The following is an 18248-nucleotide window of genomic DNA, read 5'->3' as shown; positions in this document are numbered from 1 at the left end:
CCATTGTAATTATTGTTGTGTGATAGTCCAATGATATGGGTCTGAAAATTGTGACCAATCCGCATCGATTTCACGACTATCTAATAAACACTGATCTAGTGATTTAATAATCTCTTCTTTCTCTAAATCTGTCCCAATAATCACAAATTGTGTATGTCTATCTCCATATTCTATATCCCATTCTTCAGCAACATCAGGACGTTCTTCCAGAATACTCTCCTGTTGAGCCTTTGACATACTTGCTACCCAATACGTCACTGGATGAATCGAACATGATGATCCTGCTTGTGATAACAGGCAAGCGACATGATTATATTGCGCTAACCAAACAATACCTTTGGCCCTTACAATATTATCTGGCATTTGTTCTAACCATGCATTAAATCTTTCAGCATGAAATGGAAGTCGACGGCGATACACAAATGAAGAAATCCCATACTCTTCTGTTTCTGGTGTATGTTCAGCATGTCCACCTTCTGTTAATTCTTTAATCCACCCTGCAGACTCACTCGCCTTTTCAAAATCAAAACGCTGTGTATTCAATACTTCTTTTAAATCGACTTCTGAATTAACTGTTTTAATGATCTTAGCATCCGGTTGTAATGTAGTTAAGATTTGTTCTAAACGTCCCAATTCTTTTTCGGAAACTAAATCTGTTTTATTAATAATCATTACATCACAAAATTCTACTTGGTCAATCAGTAAATCAGCAATCGTTCTTTCATCTTCATCACTTACACTTTGATCACGATCCATTAATAAATCTTCTGAATTAATATCATTGATAAATCGATTTGCGTCGACAACTGTAACCATCGTATCTAACCTACAAATCGCTGTTAAATCAATACCTAATTCTTCATCTATATATGAAAATGTCTGAGCCACTGGTACAGGTTCAGAAATACCTGTAGATTCTATAACAATTTGATCGATGCCACCTTTTTTCACAATACGTTCAACTTCTTTGAGTAAGTCATCTCTTAATGTACAACAAATGCATCCATTAGATAGCTCTACTAATTTTTCATCCGTACGTGACAAGCCCCCGCCTTCTGCCACTAAGTCTTTATCAATATTAACTTCACTCATATCATTTACAATAACTGCGATACGTCGTCCTTCTCTGTTTTGTAAAATATGATTTAATAATGTCGTCTTACCAGAACCTAAATATCCACTTAATACAGTTACTGGAATTTTAGCCATAATATACGCCCTCTCTTATTTGCAAATAGTAATTATTACGTTTTACATTTTATCGGATTAATTACGATTTATCAATAACGATTTTTATCTTAATAGGACTATTCATCATATTATTTTTACAAATATAAAAGGCATAGTCTTAAGCATCTAGGATGTTTAACTCCCCTAAATACTTTTAACTATACCTTTCAATACAAAGAATAATATATTATATCAATTCATCTATGTGTTTAAAAAAGACTTTAATTGTTCATAATCTGCAGCACCTTGTTTAATGGCTGCTTGTGCTATTTCTTCTCTCATATCAGCATTCACAGTATTATATTGATAAGCTTGTAAAATTGACACCACTTCGTCACTAGGTTTTACAACATAAATATCTTTCCCATCAGCTTTCATTTGTTCTACGAGTTGATCAAGCGCATATGGTGTTTCAATTGGTAAGTTAGTAGTTAACACAATCACTTTATCTACATCATCAACGACATCCGGATTTTCCATTGAATAAGACCCACCATCATAATAGTGGTATCCACTAATTGGAATCGGTTGCCATACGCCTTGTAACGCAGAACTCGCTGCTAGTGCATCTATTAATGCTACACCAGATTGTGCATTAAATACTTTACGTTCAGATGTCTCTAATTCTGTTGCGACAATATTTAGTTTGTCATTCCATTCTAATGGCACACTACCTAAACGATGTCTAATCATATCACGACGTGCTTCTAATGATACATGTGGCTGAGTATTTTTAGAGATTTCACCCATACCATCAACCCAAGCCTTAGTTGATTTACTTTCTTTCGCTAATTGATCAAAAGCATGGAATAATTCTCCCATTTCTTTATCAGAAATAGGTGTTGTTTCATTAACCTTTTCAATAATTTGTTCCTGCCAAATTGTATCCCAATCAATCATCGACGATATCGTTGTACTTACTTGAGACCCTGCAGATGTACCAATGATATAATCCACAGTTCTTAAATCGAGTCCTTTGTCAAATAAACCTTTTAAATATCCAATGTGAAATGCGATACCATAATGACCGCCACCACTTAATGCTAATGCTACTTTTGAATTCATATGAATTAACCTCTTTATCTTTTATATTCGCTTACAATTGTAACTGGTAATTATATGTAGGTAAATTTTTAAGCATTGTAGTATAAAAAAGTCCTCTAACCTATACGGTTGAGGACTATATCATAGTATCTTATTCCCATTCTATTGTACTAGGTGGCTTAGAGGTAATATCATAGACAACGCGGTTAACATGATCCACTTCATTAACGATTCGGCTTGAAATCTTCTGTAAGACTTCCCAATCGATACGCGCAAAGTCACTTGTCATACCATCAATTGATGTTACAGCACGGATACCGACAGTGTGATCATATGTACGGTAGTCTCCCATAACACCTACAGATTGAATGCCTGGTAATACAGTGAAATATTGCCAGATGTCTCTTTCAAGACCTTCTTCTCGCACTACTTCTCTTAAAATTGCATCTGATTCTCTTACGATTTCTAATTTATCTTCCGTAATTTCACCAAGCACTCGGATACCTAAACCAGGGCCTGGGAATGGTTGTCTCCATACTAAATGCTCAGGAATACCTAATTCGATACCTAATGCACGTACTTCATCTTTAAATAACGTATTAATCGGTTCGATAAGTTCAAATTCCATATCTTCTGGTAAACCACCTACATTGTGGTGAGATTTAATTGTTTGAGCTGTTTTTGTACCTGATTCAATCACATCTGTATAAAGCGTACCTTGGGCTAAGAAGTCCACACCCTTTAACTTAGATGCTTCGTCATCAAATACATAAACGAATTCATTACCAATAATTTTACGTTTCTGTTCTGGATCTGATACACCAGCTAATTTTTTCATGAAACGATCTTGTGCATTTACACGAATAATATTCATGTTGAACCCTTCACCGAATTGTTCCATAACCATGTCGCCTTCACCTTTACGAAGTAATCCATGGTCAACAAAGATACAAGTCAATTGATCACCTATTGCTTTGTGTAATAGTACCGCTACTACAGATGAGTCAACGCCACCACTCATCGCACATAATACTTTACGGTCTCCTACACGTTCACGAATTTTTTCGATTTCAATTTCGATAAAGTTTTCCATTGTCCATTCGCCTGTACAATTACAAACACGGCGAACAAAGTTTCTTAAAAGATCATTACCGTATTCCGTATGACGTACTTCTGGATGGAATTGTACGCCGTAGATACGACGTGATTTATCTTCAATAGCAGCATAGTTTGTACTTGGACTATCTGCAATCACTTCAAAGCCTTCTGGAATTTCAATGACTTTATCTGAGTGGCTCATCCATACAGTTTGTTCTGATGGTAAACCGAAGAATAACTCGTCAGATTTTGCATTAATAATTGCTTTACCATACTCACGCTCATTAGCACGTTCCACTTTTCCGCCTAATAATTTAGTCGTTAGTTGCATTCCATAACAAATACCTAATACAGGGATACCTAAATTATAAATTTCTGGATCAATAGTGAATGAACCTTCTTCATAAACTGAATTAGGACCCCCAGATAATATAATACCTTTAGGATTCATACGTTTAATTTCTTCTATAGAAATTTCATGGTCGTGCAATTCGCTATATACACCCATTTCACGTATACGTCTTGTGATTAATTGATTGTATTGGCTACCAAAGTCTAGGACAAGAATCAACTCTTGCTCTTTCGCCATTTCCATAATTGTCGTTCTCCTTTAAATCTATAGTTAGAATGAATAGTTTGGTGATTCTTTAGTAATTTGAACATTATGTGGGTGACTTTCTGCTAAACCAGCAGGTCCCATACGTGTAAATTGTGCTTCTTCTCGTAACGTTTCTAAATCTTTAGAACCAGTGTAACCCATACCTGATCTTACACCGCCCATAAGTTGATAAATTGTATCTTGTAAAGGCCCTTTGTAAGCTGTACGTCCTTCAATACCTTCGGGTACAAATTTCTTAGGTGTTTTGTCTTCTTGGAAGTAACGGTCGTTTGAACCTCTTTCCATTGCACCTAATGAACCCATGCCACGGTATACTTTGTATTGTCTACCTTGGAATACTTCAGTTGCGCCTGGGCTTTCTTCAGTACCTGCTAATAGACTACCTAACATAACAGCATGTCCACCAGCTGCTAACGCTTTAATAATATCACCTGAGAACTTAATACCGCCATCAGCAATAATTGCTTTACCATGTTTACGTGCCTCAGTTGCACAATCGTAAACAGCTGTGATTTGTGGTACACCTACACCTGCAACAACACGTGTTGTACAAATTGAACCTGGACCGATACCAACTTTAACAACATCTGCACCCGCTTCAAATAAATCTTTTGTCGCTTCTGCAGTCGCAACATTACCTGCTACTAATGTAATTTCAGGGAATTTATTTTTAATATGTTTAACTTGTTCAATAACACCTTTTGAGTGACCATGTGCTGTATCGATAACAAGTGCATCCACACCTGCTTCAACTAATTTTTCTGCTCTAATGTCAGTATCTTTAGAAATACCGATTGCTGCCGCTGCTAGTAATCGACCATTAGCATCTTTAGCCGCATATGGGAATTCAAGCACTTTTTCAATATCTTTAATAGTAATTAATCCTTCTAAACGACCATTTTTTACTAGAGGTAGCTTTTCAATTTTATGTTCTTGTAAAATTGCTTCTGCTTCGTCTAAAGTCGTACCTACTGGAGCTGTGATTAAATCTTCTTTTGTCATAACATCTGAGATTTTAATTGAAAAATCTTCAATAAAACGTAAGTCACGATTAGTTAAAATACCTACTAACTCTCTGTCATCTAAATTATTTACGATTGGCACACCTGAAATACGATATTTACCCATTAAAGCTTCTGCTTCATATACGCTTTCATCAGGTGTTAAATAAAACGGATTACTAATAACACCATTCTCTGAGCGTTTTACCTTTTGTACTTCGTCAGCTTGTTCTTCGATACCCATGTTTTTATGGATAACGCCTAGTCCACCTTGTCTTGCCATCGCAATAGCCATTTTAGATTCTGTAACTGTATCCATACCCGCAGAAATAACCGGGATGTTTAATTTAATTTTATCTGACAAGCGAACACTCAAATCAACATCACTTGGTAACACGTCTGATTGAGCTGGAATTAATAATACATCATCGAATGTTAATGACTCTTTAGCAAACTTATTTTCCCACATTTAAAAACAGCCTCCAATATTATATAGTTTGTTCTATTATTTCACATTTTCTTCACTTTGTTTATAGTTTATACCATTAAAAAAGAAATTTAAGATAATTGCAGAGATAGCGCCTAACACGATACCATTTTGAGTTAACCATGCAAATTGTTCCCCTAAACCTTTAAACGCTTGAGGTACGGCACTAATACCAGTACCTAAACCTACAGACACTGCTATAATTAATAAGTTATTTTGGTTGGCAAAGTTAATATTACCTAAAATACTAACACCGTATGCCATTACCATACCAAACATCGCTATCATCGCACCACCTAAAACTGGTAATGGAATGATATTAGCTAAGGCACCTAGTTTAGGAATACAGCCGCATATCAGTAATAAAATCACCATGCCATAAATCACTTTATTTTTCTTAGCACCTGATAAAGATACTAAACCAACATTCTGTGAATATGCTGTATAAGGGAAAGCATTAAATAATGACCCAATCACAATCGCAAGACCTTCCGCAGTGTAACCTTTTCGAAAATCTTTTCGCTCTAATCTCTTCCCAGTAATCTCACTTAATGCGTGATAGACACCAGTAGATTCGATCAAACTCACTATAGCGACAATAAAGAACACTAAAGTTGCGCCTACATCAAAACCAAAGCCTGAAAAACGGAACGGCACAGGAATGCCTACCCAGTGCGCTTCACCTACTTGCTTAATATCTACAAGACCAAATATTGCTGCTAACACTGTCCCAATAATTAATCCAATTAAAATTGCGATTGATTTTAAAAATCCTGTCGTAAACCGTTGTAAAATCAGTATCACAATGAGTGTCACCCCACCTAATACTAAATTCTTTGGATCACCATAGTTTTTAGCACCTTCTCCACCAGCTAAATAATTCATTGCCACTGGCATTAAATTGATACCAATAATCGTCACAACACTTCCTGTCACGACTGGTGGAAAGAACTTAACTAAATGAGAGAAGAATGGTGCGATGATAATTACTAAAATACCTGATAAAAATAATGAACCATATAATACGCCAAGTCCTTTTGTCTGTCCAATTAAAATCATGGGTGCTACCGCTGTAAATGTACACCCCAATACAATTGGTAATCCGGTACCTGTAACTTTGTTCACTTGTAAGAATGTCGCTATACCACACATAAAAATATCAACTGTTACTAAATATGCAATCTCTTCTGGTGTGAATTTCAAACTTGTTCCTACGATAATAGGAACTAAAATCGCTCCGGCATACATCGCTAATAAATGTTGAATACTAAGAATGAAATTTTTCATTAATTTTCACCCAATAACGTCACTTTATTACCTTTTAATGATGCTACTTTACATAAAGATGATACGTTTAGACCTTCTGCTTCGAGTCTTTGTCTACCATTTTGGAAGCTTTTCTCAACAACGATACCAACACCTGCTGTTTTAGCGTTAGCTTGTTGAACAATATCGTTCAAACCAAGAGAAGCATCGCCATTTGCTAAGAAATCATCAATAATTAAGACAGTATCGTCTTCCCCAAGAAATTCTTCAGAAACAATGACTGTGCTTGTTTTATTTTTAGTAAAGGAATGAATATCTGTTTGGTAGAATCCATCCTTTAAAGTACTTGGCTTAGCCTTTTTAGCAAATAAGCAAGGTACATCAAAATGGAATGCTGCCATTATTGCTGGAGCAATACCAGATGCTTCAATAGTTAATATCTTTGTAATACCTTCATTCTTGAATTGATCAAAGAATGTTTGCCCTACTTCATTCATTAACTTTGCATCAATTTGATGATTTAAAAATCCATCTACCTTTAATATCTTTTCATCGATGACTACACCATCTTCTTTTACTTTACGTCCTAACGACTCCACCCAGAAAACCTCCTCAATATTATGTAATCCATAGACTTGTTGATACAAAAAAATCCCCAAACTTTTAATAAGTTTCAGGATCTATGAGGGAACGTGCAATACATTGCGTATAATTGCAAATAAAGAAGTAGATACGCCAAATTAATCGATAATTAAAAATGTATACATTTAGATACAGTGGTTCCTTTGTAAGTCATTTAAAGAAACTTATATCGATGACACATTACACTAGTCCTTCGTGTTGTTTGAACGATTTAAACTGCTCCTAAGTATTGAATTGTTACCCATAGTCATGTCGTTCAAGGCGACATGGTAGAAACTTCTAAAGCCATATTCTTCAGATTATATGAGTCATATAAATTATTTTATGATGATAGCAAATTTTAGCTACTTTTTCAATAACTATTAAATACGATCATCGTTGAATTAACAGTATTTTATACTGAAAGCGTTTGACATATAATTTAAAATTAAATTAGGTAGATAAAGCAGTAAAATTATATATTTATATAAACAAAAGTTTTATAATTAAATGGTAAGGGTATAGATTTTGAAAGTAGAGAAAATATAAGGGGCGATAATCATGGCAGAAATTACAGTAGTAAAAGACAAATCTGAATTATACAACGTAATTAACCAAAAGAAATCTGAAGGCTATTTAGAAAGTGAACTTGCGGTTATCAGTCGTTCAAAATTACATTTAGATGATTTACATGACTCTCAAGTTAGTTTAATCGCTACTAGCGGATCATTTAGTGACCGTATGTCTAGATTACTTATCGGTGAAGATGGCGAACAAGCTGTTCTTACTAGATACGATTTAACTGATGAAGAAATTGAAAATCATAAGCAAGATATTCTAGACAACAAAATTTTAGTTGTTGCAAGACGCGACCGTAGTTTTCATAATGAAGTAGAAGAAAATAATGCAGCCTATGAAGAACTTGATATTACACATTATGCTGCTGAATCTAAAGGCCCAAAAGCTTAAAACAATCTCGTAAAAATGAAATGGATATAAAAAGAACACCATAACTTGTACGCTAAGCCGTTTAAGTTGTGGTGTTTTACTTTACTATCATAAACGTCACTATATTAATTTATCCATTTATAGAAATAAACTTATGCTATAATTTAAAAAATATATTTTTGGGGGTGCCGTGATGGAATTTAAAGCAATAACGTCTGTTAAAGATCCATTTTTCAAAGAAGCATTACAAATTTATGACTCAAAGTTAGATATTAGTCTTACCGAAGACAGCCATATTTTCAAACAATCATTAGAAAACAATAAAACCGAAAAGGATTATGCCTTTATCGTTGGTATTGAGAACAATGAAGTGATTAGCATGGCAACAGCACATTATGAAGCGACTACTAATTCCGCTTTCCTTATATATCTTATCACCAAAAATAAAGATAATCATGACGAAGTCATGTCTATGACCCTAGATAAAATCGAGGAACAACTCAATGTCTACGCTAATGAAATTCATGATAGAAACATTAACTTTATAATGATGGAAGTGCCTAAAGAACCCTTAACAACTGATGAAGAAACAAACAAAGTGCTTGAGCGTCGTCGACAGTTTCTCTATGAACATCAATTTGAAAAACAAAGTGAAATTGATTATATCCATCCCAATTATACAACCGACGATAACCCTAAAGACATCGACTTATTTATCAAAGCCAACATTGTCTTATCTAAAGATATTTATGGTACAAGTGTGAAGTCTAATTATATTTTGAAATATGTCTTTGCTAATGGCATTTCAAGAGAGATTATATACCCTCTACTAGAACAAATGAATTTAAGAAGTCCACTGTAACATGACTTGAAATCAACCATGATTAACGGTAAACTATCATATGAGGTAAGACTGACGTTTCACTAACCGAAGACAAACGTCAGTATACATAAACCATATATGAAAGGACTTTATTAATGTTAACTAAAGAATTCGCACAACGCGTCGAGCTAAGTGAAAAACAAGTCCGTAAAATCGTCCAACATTTAGAAGAACGTGGCTATCAACTTAGTAAGACAGAGTACCGTGGACGTGAAGCTACTGATTTTAAAGAAGAAGATATCGAATTATTTAAAGATATCGCAGATAAAGTAAAACAAACGAATAGCTATGATTTAGCATTTGAAGAACTTGAAAAGGAAAAAGACTTCCTGCAAGTATTAGTAAAAGAAGATAATAGTCAATTACCTACTGATCAGAATATTTCACAACTTGTTGAAGACTTACGTAGTGAAATTCAAAAAATGCGTGAAGAACGTCAAATGTTAGGCCAAATGATTAGTCAAGTGCACCATCAACAACAGGAACTTAAAGAGTTACAAAATCAAATCACATCTAAGATTGATGCGAATACTGAATCATTAAAAGCGATTCAAACAACTCAAGATGCAATCCAGTCAACACAGCAGTCTCATACTAAAAAGTTAGATGAACAACAAGCTATCGCTTCTGAATCAAGTGCAAGTCATCAGTCAAGCCAAAGTCACCAACCTAAACAATCTACTTCACCTTCATCAAGTGAAAGTAATTCAGTAGCATCTACTTCTACTTCAACATCTCATCATTCAAATAGTTTGAGTAATGTTGACGAAGCGACTAAAAGTGAGAGCACCTCACTAAGTACATCTGAACAATCAACATCACTATCAGAAACAAAATCACACACTACTTCAGAGTCTCAAGTTACAAATACAAATAATCATACTGAGTCACAATCATCTCCTCTAGGCCATCCAGAACCTAAGGAAGAGAAAAAAGGCTTTTTCGCAAGATTATTTAACTTATAGTAAATATAAGGTGAGGTATCGGTTAAGACAAAAGTGTATCACTTTAAGTCTCAACTGGTGCTTCGCCTTTTTTTATATCAATATCTTACTCCAATTCTTATAATGATGTTATAATATATAATACCAAATATATATATAAATGTTTTACGCTATATCACAACAAAGGACTGACACACTATGAGAAAAGCGACACAATCATTAATCAAAAATCAGTTTAAAAGAAAAACCTCCTTTTTAACTAAACCAATTAAAACGTTTAATAAATCTCCTTACTTCAAAAAAGTGATGACATATGCACATTATTATGAAAAAAATAAAGTTAATCCTTCACATATACTTTACCAAGTAACCGATGGCAAAAGCATGACCGATAGTCCTTACGCCATTTTTTTATATTTAACGCGTCATAAGGCATATCAACACCTACATCATACATGGGTTGTAGATTCTGAAAGTACGGCTCAACATTATCGTAAACAATTTCAACATTTATCCCATGTATCATTTGTCATTAAAGAATCAAAATCGTATCTAAAAGCATTGACCACTTGTAAATACCTTATAAATAATGCTACATTTCCAGCGTATTTTACGAAAAAAGAAAACCAAGTCTATATCAACACGTGGCACGGCACACCTTTAAAACATATGGGATTAGATATTCCTCATTCCCTTATCAAAACGCAAAATACAATGCGTAATTTTTTAATTTCTGATTACATCATATCGCCAAACAAGCACACAACAACTATTTTAAACCGTGCTTTCAAGTTATCACCTATTTATCAAGGTAAATTTTTAGAAATAGGTTATCCACGTCTTGATTTAACAATCAATTCAACAGAAGTAGATATTAGAAAAAGATTAAGCACATTTGTACATTTAAATCAGAAAAAAATAATATTATATTGCCCTACTTGGCAAGGCACGGATGTAAATAAACCTATCATAGAAGAAGACAATATCTATAATGAAGTTAAATCATTAGAATCTATAACAGGTTATCAAGTGTTATTAAAAGTACATCCTTTTGTATATAAGAAAATAGCTCAATCAGACAATTTAAAACCGTATCTTGTACCTAATACCTTTGATACTAATCAATTATTAACAGTCGTAGATTTAATGATTACAGATTACTCAAGTATTTTCTTCGACTTTTTAGTCACTGATAAACCTATTATTTTTTACACAACTAATCATGATGAATACACTCGTACTCGTGGATTGTATATTGATAATGAGCGACTTCCTGGTCCAGTTTATACAAACATTAATGATGTCGTTCAAGGCATTCAAAACGAAACCTATAAGCAATACGATAAAAATTATCAACAATTTAAATCTCAATTCTGTTCATATGATGACGGTAATGCTTGTCAAAGATTAATTAAAGCAATCTTTAATACTTCATTCAAACCAATCCATCCACATGCAGATAGTGAAAAGCAAAAGACGAAATTACTATTTTATCCTGGTGGTTTAAAGAACAACGGTATTACTACTTCAATGTTGAACTTACTTGAAAATATTGATTATGAAAAATACGACGTCACATTAATGGTGACTAATAACAAAAGTATTGAATTCAAAAATAATCTCAATCAAATAAATGCTAATGTTAGAGTGCTATTTAGAAGTAGTCCTTTCCTTACTTCTTTTAAAGAATTATATCGCGTAGAATTTATTAGACAACGCGGTGTATATCATCACTTTGAAGAAGCTATTCATCCAAAGCACCTCTATCGTCGTGAAATGAGAAAAGTATTCGGAGATATTCAATTTGATTACGCTATCGACTATAGTGGATATGCATTTTTCTGGGGAAATTTAGTATTAGCTACCAATGCGAAGAAAAAATATATTTATATGCATAGTGACATGCAAGATGATCAAAAGAGAACGGTTAATGGAAAACGACCTCACTATCAAAATTTAAAAACATTGTTCAGTATTTATAAACGTTTTGACAAACTAATTAGCGTATCTGAAGCAACAATGAAAGTGAATCAACAAAAATTTTCATCTACGGTCCCCAAAAATAAATTTAATGTTTGTAGAAATACAATCAATTACTCAAAAATCAAACGTCTAATGAATGATGATAGTGAAATCTATAATAAAGATGGTAAACAAGTTATCGTGTCTTATTCAGATGGTAACTTATTTAATACGCCATTTGATCATAGTCATTTTAATATTGTCTTTATAGGTCGATTGTCACCGGAAAAAGGTATTGATTTACTCATTCAAGCAATTCATGAATTAAAGACAAAACATCCTCACATCAGACTTTATATTCTAGGTGATGGACCTTTAAAAGAAACATTGGTAAACATGATTAATCATTTAAATCTAGAACATAATGTGTTTTTATTAGGCCATCAACGCAATCCGTTTTATTTATTAAAACGTGCTAATTTATTTGCTTTAACTTCACATTATGAAGGACAATCAATGGTTATATTGGAAGCTTTATCTGCTGGGACACCAGTATTAGCGTCTGACATTATTGCAAATCGATACGTTTTAGAAGATGGAAAATACGGCATGCTAGTTAAAAATGAGGTTCAATATATAGCCAATGGTATTGAAACATTCATTAAAGGAACACAACCTAGCTATAGTACATTTGATGTCGAATCTTATAATAAAGCAGTCATGGATGAGTTTTATAGTTTATTAGATTAACTTAAATCGTTACTGACCATCCTATTAATCCATTTTATATAGGTGTTACATTCCAATTCTTTTATCTGGAGTGTAACACCTATTTTTTATATTTTCTTTCTGACATTCCACAAATAAGTATTATTTGATCAAACAATTTAATACTTTACACATTTTTAATTATAAAAAATATACCTTTTAAGTTTATAACCTTGAATTATAAAAATATGAGTAATATTCTTAATACATAAATTTAGAACATAATAATTAAAAAGGAGTGTTATTCATTGGACTCATTTTTAACTGTGATTAATGTTATCGTGCTTATTGCCTTCATTATTATGCTAAATGTCATGGCCAAAAAACACATTTCATTTCCTAAACGTGTATTTACTGCCTTAGCTATAGGGATCATTTTAGGCATCGCAATGCATTTAATCTATGGAGTCGACTCAAAAGTAATCAAAACGACAAGTGATTGGTTTAGTATTGTAGGCGATGGATATGTCGCACTATTACAAATGATTGTCATGCCGTTAATTTTTATTTCTATCGTTTCTGCATTCAGTAAAATACAAATTGGGGACAAATTTGCTAAAATCGGTAGTTATATCTTCATGTTTTTAATTGGGACTGTAGCTATAGCTGCCTTGGTTGGTATTGGATATGCATTACTCTTCGGTTTAGATGCATCTTCCATTGATTTAGGTAGCGCTGAACATTCACGCGGTAGTGAAATCACTAAAGAGGCTAAAAACTTAACCGCACATACATTACCACAACAAATCTTAGAACTATTACCTAGCAATCCGTTCTTAGACTTTACAGGTGAAAGAACAACATCTACGATTGCGGTCGTTATCTTCGCTTCATTTGTGGGCTTTGCATACTTACGTGTTGCACGTAAAGAACCTGAACATGGCGACACACTTAAACGAGGTATTGAAGCGATTTATTCTCTTGTCATGGCTATTGTAACCTTCGTATTACGATTAACACCTTATGGTATCTTAGCTATAATGGCTTCAACGATTGCTACCAGTGACTTCGCCGCTATCTGGACTTTAGGTAAATTTATGATAGCGTCTTATGCAGCATTAATTACGATGTATATCATTCACCTCGTAATTTTAACTATCCTTGGTATCAACCCAGTCAAATATATGAAGAAAACATTTGAAGTATTGGCCTTTGCCTTTACATCACGTTCAAGTGCTGGTTCTTTACCGTTAAATATTCAAACACAAACAACACGTCTTGGTGTACCTGAAGGTATCGCTAACTTTTCCGCAACATTCGGTTTATCTATTGGACAAAATGGTTGTGCAGGTATCTATCCTGCGATGCTTGCGATCATGGTTGCACCGGTTGCACATGTAAATATCGATTTACAATTTATCGTGACATTAGTAGCCGTGGTTATTATCAGTTCCTTTGGTGTTGCTGGTGTAGGTGGCGGTGCTACATTCGCATCTATATTAGTCTTATCAACACTAAATTTACCGGTTGCATTAGCCGGCGTCTTAATTTCTATTGAACCTCTTATTGACATGGGTCGTACTGCTCTTAATGTTAATGATTCTATGTTAGCAGGCACAGGAACTGCCAAACTCACTAAAAATTGGGACAAAAAAGCATTCGAATCTAATGAATATGGTGAACTGACAACAGATTAAATATTTTAAAATAAAAGGGAGGAGACAACTTATAAATTGTCCCCTCCCTTTCTCATATTAATTTATTAAACCTACAATTAGCGCTACACTAATCTGTTATCTACAATTATCCCTAAACTCATAACATCACTTTTGATTATATAATGCTATTACCGTTTGATTAATCCTGCATCATTAAGTTGATTTAGCATGTCTAATCTTGTTTTATTTCCTAGGAATGATTCAATTTGTTCTGACCAAGTTTCAGTTCTTTCTCCATTGGTACGCGCTTTATAATAATCACTTACCGTTTGATCATACGTTTTTAATTCATTGATTTGTTTTTCTTTATCTGAATTATATTGGTTTCTATGGAAAACATGTTCTAATGGCAAACGAGGTTTTGCAGAACCATTTTCATTTTCTGCTGGTTCACCAATAGCCATACCAAATAATGGGAAAGTATACTCAGGTAAGTCTAAAATCTCGCGTACACGACCAACATCATTACGTAATGATCCTAAGTAAACAATTCCGTAACCCATATCCTCAGCTGCAACAGCCATATTTTCAGCAACAAGAGCTACATCAATCGATCCCACTAACAGACCTTCAGCCGATTCAAAAGAAACTTCCATATTTGATTCCACATTCTCATTAATTAAATTATGACGATAATAATCTAGAACAAAAACAAATAAGTAACCATTCTCAACAACATATGGTTGACCTGATACTTCCTTTAAATCCTCTTTAATTTCAGGGTCATCAATACCAATGATTGAATAAGTTTGTAAATAACTAGATGTAGAAGCACTTTGACCTGCTTCCACTAATTTTTCAACTGTATCTTCACTTAAAGGTGTTGATTTAAAACGGCGCACCGAGTGATGTTTTTTCATTAATTCATATACATAATCTGACACTATTTCCACTCCTACTCTCGAAAAAATAATATTTTCGTTTATAATCTTTAAATATTGTATACCCTTTTCGACTGGAAATTAAATTAATTGGATTTATAGCGACTATTGTATCTTAATCTTCAAAACATATTTTTTTATTAATAAGGTAAAAGTTTAAAGTTATAAAAATAGCGTTTTTTAGTTATACTATAGATAAATAAGACTGGTAAGGGGTATTAATGATGATTTACTTAAATAAAAATGCTCGAAAGAAGCAAGATATAAAAACTTCTTTAATTTCAATTATCGCAGAAGAAGAAATTCAAAAAGAGATAGTTGAGGCAAATCATTCTAATGACTTAATTTATTGCTTCTTATTAGATAATGTTTTTCCAGAAAGAATGAAAGTAAAAGAAATAATAAAATTTTGGATCAAGTGGTACAGTATTGATACAACTATTGATGATATTCTTTATACTTTTTATTTATCTAAATTTGACAATAAATTTGTATAAAACTTAACTATTTCAGAAAGCAAACTCCTTAAAATAACTGGAGCTCTACTACACCCTTCCAAAAACATTTTACTCAAAGAACCTATTCAAAGTACCGATCTAGAAACAAAAGATATCATCATTACGTTATTAAACAATCAAAAGCACACAAAAAATATTATCTGTCTTACTAACCATACAGAAGAAGCCCTACTCATGACTAATAACTCTTTCAGAATTTCAAAAGATGTCCTTAAACCTGTTGAAATTTCAACAGAATCAAAAGAAGATAGTACAAAAAATCTCGAAGTAAAGCAAATCCCTAGGTTAACTGTTAAATTAAATGACAAAACAATGTTTCTAGATCCTAGCGATATTGATTATATCGAAAGTAGAGATGGAAAAGTTCAGATTCATGTAAATAATGAAACTTACGAACATGATGCTACTTTACAATCCATGGAAGCCTTAATACTTCCATACGGATTCTACAGATGTCATCGTTCTTATATCATCAATCTTCAAAAAGTTAAAGAAATTATTTCTTGGTCCAAAAATTCATATTCTATAAGACTAAATTATTCGAAAGATTCTTTAATTCCTATCTCAAGAAATAAAATAAACGAAATCGAAGAACATTTTAGAATTAAATAGATACATTTCAACTCATCCAGTTTACATTTCATCCTATTTTTAATGATGTAACTAGCTGTTCCTCCTATTCTTAAATTAGATTACAAAGGAGGATGACTATGGAAAATATCATAGAAATGAGTGACGTAACTAAAAAATTTAATAGCGAAGTCGTAATTGATGATATGTGCATTGAAGTGAAAAAAGGAGAAATATTTGGTTTTTTAGGACCGAGTGGTGCAGGCAAAACTACTACGATAAGTATGCTTATTGGAGCCTCACGTCCGTCAAAGGGAAGTCTAACAGTCAATGGATTTAATAATACTAATATAGGTTCTAGTAAATTCATGGCGACAATTGGTATACTAACCGACATAAGTAATACATACGAAAGATTAACTATATATGACAATTTGAAACTTGTTGCCCAATTATATGACGTTCCTTTATCAAAAGTAGAAGAAACTTTAGAACTAGTTAATTTAAAGTATGCTAAAAAGAAAGTATGTAAAAATCTATCAGCTGGAATGAAGCAAAGAGTTCTTCTAGCAAAATCATTAATCCATTCACCCGACATTCTATTTCTAGATGAACCAACCTCATCACTAGACCCAACAACTAGAAACCACATCCACAGAGGATTGAAAGCCTTAAATGAAAAAGGCACAACTGTCTTCCTTACAACTCATGATATGGAAGAAGCTAATAAATTATGTGATAGAGTCGCATTTATAAACCATGGTAAAGTGAAATTAATTGATACACCTCAAAATTTAAGATATTCATTTTCAAATCACTCTCTAACAGTAATTAATCATAAAGACATAATGAAAACAATGAAGATTAACAAACAAACAGCAGACTATATACATGATTTGATGCTAAAAGATGAAATTAAATATCTATCTACAGACCTACCTACGCTTGGTGAAGTGTTCTTAAAAGTAACCGGAGAGGAGTTAAATGATAATGAAAATGAATAGATTAACTGCCCTTTTCGAAAAAGAATTAAAAGAAACATGGCGAAACCCTTCTGTTTATTTAATGCCTTTACTCGTCATTGGCCTTACACTTTTATATCATTTTATGCTTAATGAAATGGAGACTAATAAAGAACAAAAAATATTCTTCATAGTATTAATTATTAATTTTTCATTTATAATGTGCAATACAGCAATTACTTTACAAAGTATCGCAGAAGAAAATGATAAAAAGACATTGATAGGATTAATCCAAACACCAACTACAATGTTAGAAATCCTATTATCAAAAGCACTTTTAGGTATAATATTATCTGTAATCATTTCCGTAATTAGTCTCTTATTATTGGGACAAAGTTTTTCAATTAATTGGAGTGGTTTTGTTTCACTATTATTGTTACTTATATTCTATACATGTCTAGGCATTTTAGCTGGCTTACTATCAAACACTATAGGAAAATCTCAATTTTATAATTTCATTATTATATTCCTATTTGGTATGGCACAAATGAAAATGTTCTTAGATACAAATGAAATCATCGATAAAATTTTATCTTTTGTCCCATCTAATTTAGTATTCACTTTATTATTAGAAGACGAAGCTAATAACTTAATTTATTTATCCATTTGGGTAATAAGTATTGTAATTTTAACAATCATGACATATAGAAAACGTTCAAAATTACAGTAATTTAGACCTTCCAAATTTAATTTGTTCTATCTTCAAAAACACGTCCAGGCTACCTAAT

At 32.9% G+C, this 18248-nt stretch carries 16 protein-coding genes and 1 riboswitch; of the genes, 9 read left to right on the top strand and 7 right to left on the bottom strand.

All coding sequences use genetic code 11. The features are described 5' to 3' along the window. Positions 1-9: 9 nt before the first annotated feature. The 6 genes from ACJQQZ_RS09455 to xpt form a co-directional block, all read right to left on the bottom strand. Positions 10-1209, bottom strand: a complete 1200-nt coding sequence (locus ACJQQZ_RS09455) for a GTP-binding protein (protein ID WP_107533227.1) — start codon at positions 1207-1209, stop codon at positions 10-12. A gap of 222 nt (positions 1210-1431) precedes the next feature. Beyond that, positions 1432-2295, bottom strand: a complete 864-nt coding sequence (locus ACJQQZ_RS09450) for a patatin-like phospholipase family protein (RefSeq protein WP_124228241.1) — start codon at positions 2293-2295, stop codon at positions 1432-1434. A 130-nt stretch (positions 2296-2425) separates the two neighbouring features. Beyond that, complete coding sequence (gene guaA, locus ACJQQZ_RS09445; RefSeq protein WP_002466433.1) at positions 2426-3967, bottom strand: glutamine-hydrolyzing GMP synthase; 1542 nt, start codon at positions 3965-3967, stop codon at positions 2426-2428. 27 nt (positions 3968-3994) lie between these two features. Further along, the gene (gene guaB, locus ACJQQZ_RS09440; protein WP_002451477.1) at positions 3995-5461 is read right to left on the bottom strand and encodes an IMP dehydrogenase; all 1467 of its coding nucleotides are present in this window, start codon (positions 5459-5461) and stop codon (positions 3995-3997) included. A gap of 36 nt (positions 5462-5497) precedes the next feature. After that, entirely contained in the window at positions 5498-6766 is a 1269-nt protein-coding gene (gene pbuX / locus ACJQQZ_RS09435; protein ID WP_107533229.1) for a xanthine permease PbuX, read from the bottom strand. Next, positions 6766-7344 (bottom strand): xanthine phosphoribosyltransferase, encoded by a 579-nt coding sequence (gene xpt, locus ACJQQZ_RS09430; protein WP_002451479.1) that lies wholly within the window; start codon positions 7342-7344, stop codon positions 6766-6768. The genes pbuX and xpt overlap by 1 nt, the downstream gene beginning before the upstream one ends. Before the next feature lie 267 nt (positions 7345-7611). After that, a riboswitch (purine riboswitch) is annotated at positions 7612-7714 on the bottom strand. A gap of 213 nt (positions 7715-7927) precedes the next feature. Between xpt and ACJQQZ_RS09425 the strand changes: the two genes are divergently transcribed. The 5 genes from ACJQQZ_RS09425 to ACJQQZ_RS09405 all read left to right on the top strand — a co-directional run bounded on the left by ACJQQZ_RS09425 (position 7928) and on the right by ACJQQZ_RS09405 (position 14508). Beyond that, positions 7928-8335, top strand: coding sequence for a general stress protein (locus ACJQQZ_RS09425; protein ID WP_124228240.1), 408 nt, complete (start codon positions 7928-7930; stop codon positions 8333-8335). 172 nt (positions 8336-8507) lie between these two features. Beyond that, positions 8508-9176: a hypothetical protein gene (locus tag ACJQQZ_RS09420; protein WP_002451481.1), complete on the top strand. Its 669-nt coding sequence runs from the start codon at positions 8508-8510 to the stop codon at positions 9174-9176. A 116-nt stretch (positions 9177-9292) separates the two neighbouring features. Continuing rightward, positions 9293-10162 (top strand): hypothetical protein, encoded by an 870-nt coding sequence (locus tag ACJQQZ_RS09415; protein WP_002451482.1) that lies wholly within the window; start codon positions 9293-9295, stop codon positions 10160-10162. Positions 10163-10339: 177 nt separating this feature from the next. Further along, positions 10340-12853 (top strand): glycosyltransferase, encoded by a 2514-nt coding sequence (locus ACJQQZ_RS09410; RefSeq protein ID WP_124228239.1) that lies wholly within the window; start codon positions 10340-10342, stop codon positions 12851-12853. A 266-nt stretch (positions 12854-13119) separates the two neighbouring features. Continuing rightward, on the top strand, positions 13120-14508 hold the full coding sequence (locus ACJQQZ_RS09405; RefSeq protein ID WP_002451484.1) for an L-cystine transporter: 1389 nt from the start codon (positions 13120-13122) through the stop codon (positions 14506-14508). Between the two features lie 149 nt (positions 14509-14657). On the opposite strand, the gene ACJQQZ_RS09400 is transcribed toward ACJQQZ_RS09405, so the two are convergent. After that, on the bottom strand, positions 14658-15413 hold the full coding sequence (locus tag ACJQQZ_RS09400; protein WP_049425227.1) for an NADPH-dependent oxidoreductase: 756 nt from the start codon (positions 15411-15413) through the stop codon (positions 14658-14660). Positions 15414-15634: 221 nt separating this feature from the next. Between ACJQQZ_RS09400 and ACJQQZ_RS09395 the strand changes: the two genes are divergently transcribed. The 4 genes from ACJQQZ_RS09395 (at position 15635) to ACJQQZ_RS09380 (ending at position 18190) form a co-directional block, all read left to right on the top strand. Next, on the top strand, positions 15635-15907 hold the full coding sequence (locus ACJQQZ_RS09395) for a hypothetical protein (protein WP_241004983.1): 273 nt from the start codon (positions 15635-15637) through the stop codon (positions 15905-15907). A gap of 195 nt (positions 15908-16102) precedes the next feature. Next, positions 16103-16540 (top strand): LytTR family DNA-binding domain-containing protein, encoded by a 438-nt coding sequence (locus tag ACJQQZ_RS09390; protein ID WP_242238600.1) that lies wholly within the window; start codon positions 16103-16105, stop codon positions 16538-16540. Positions 16541-16638: 98 nt separating this feature from the next. After that, positions 16639-17502, top strand: a complete 864-nt coding sequence (locus ACJQQZ_RS09385) for an ABC transporter ATP-binding protein (RefSeq protein WP_145506145.1) — start codon at positions 16639-16641, stop codon at positions 17500-17502. After that, entirely contained in the window at positions 17489-18190 is a 702-nt protein-coding gene (locus tag ACJQQZ_RS09380) for an ABC transporter permease (protein ID WP_049425230.1), read from the top strand. The genes ACJQQZ_RS09385 and ACJQQZ_RS09380 overlap by 14 nt, the downstream gene beginning before the upstream one ends. Positions 18191-18248: the final 58 nt, after the last annotated feature.

Origin of the sequence: Staphylococcus sp. KUGN1 (assembly GCF_045984185.1) — a bacterium.
In the GTDB taxonomy this organism is placed as follows: domain Bacteria; phylum Bacillota; class Bacilli; order Staphylococcales; family Staphylococcaceae; genus Staphylococcus; species Staphylococcus warneri_A.
The sequence above is the reverse complement of the archived record's forward strand: the minus strand, read 5'-3'. Positions and strand labels throughout refer to the sequence as shown.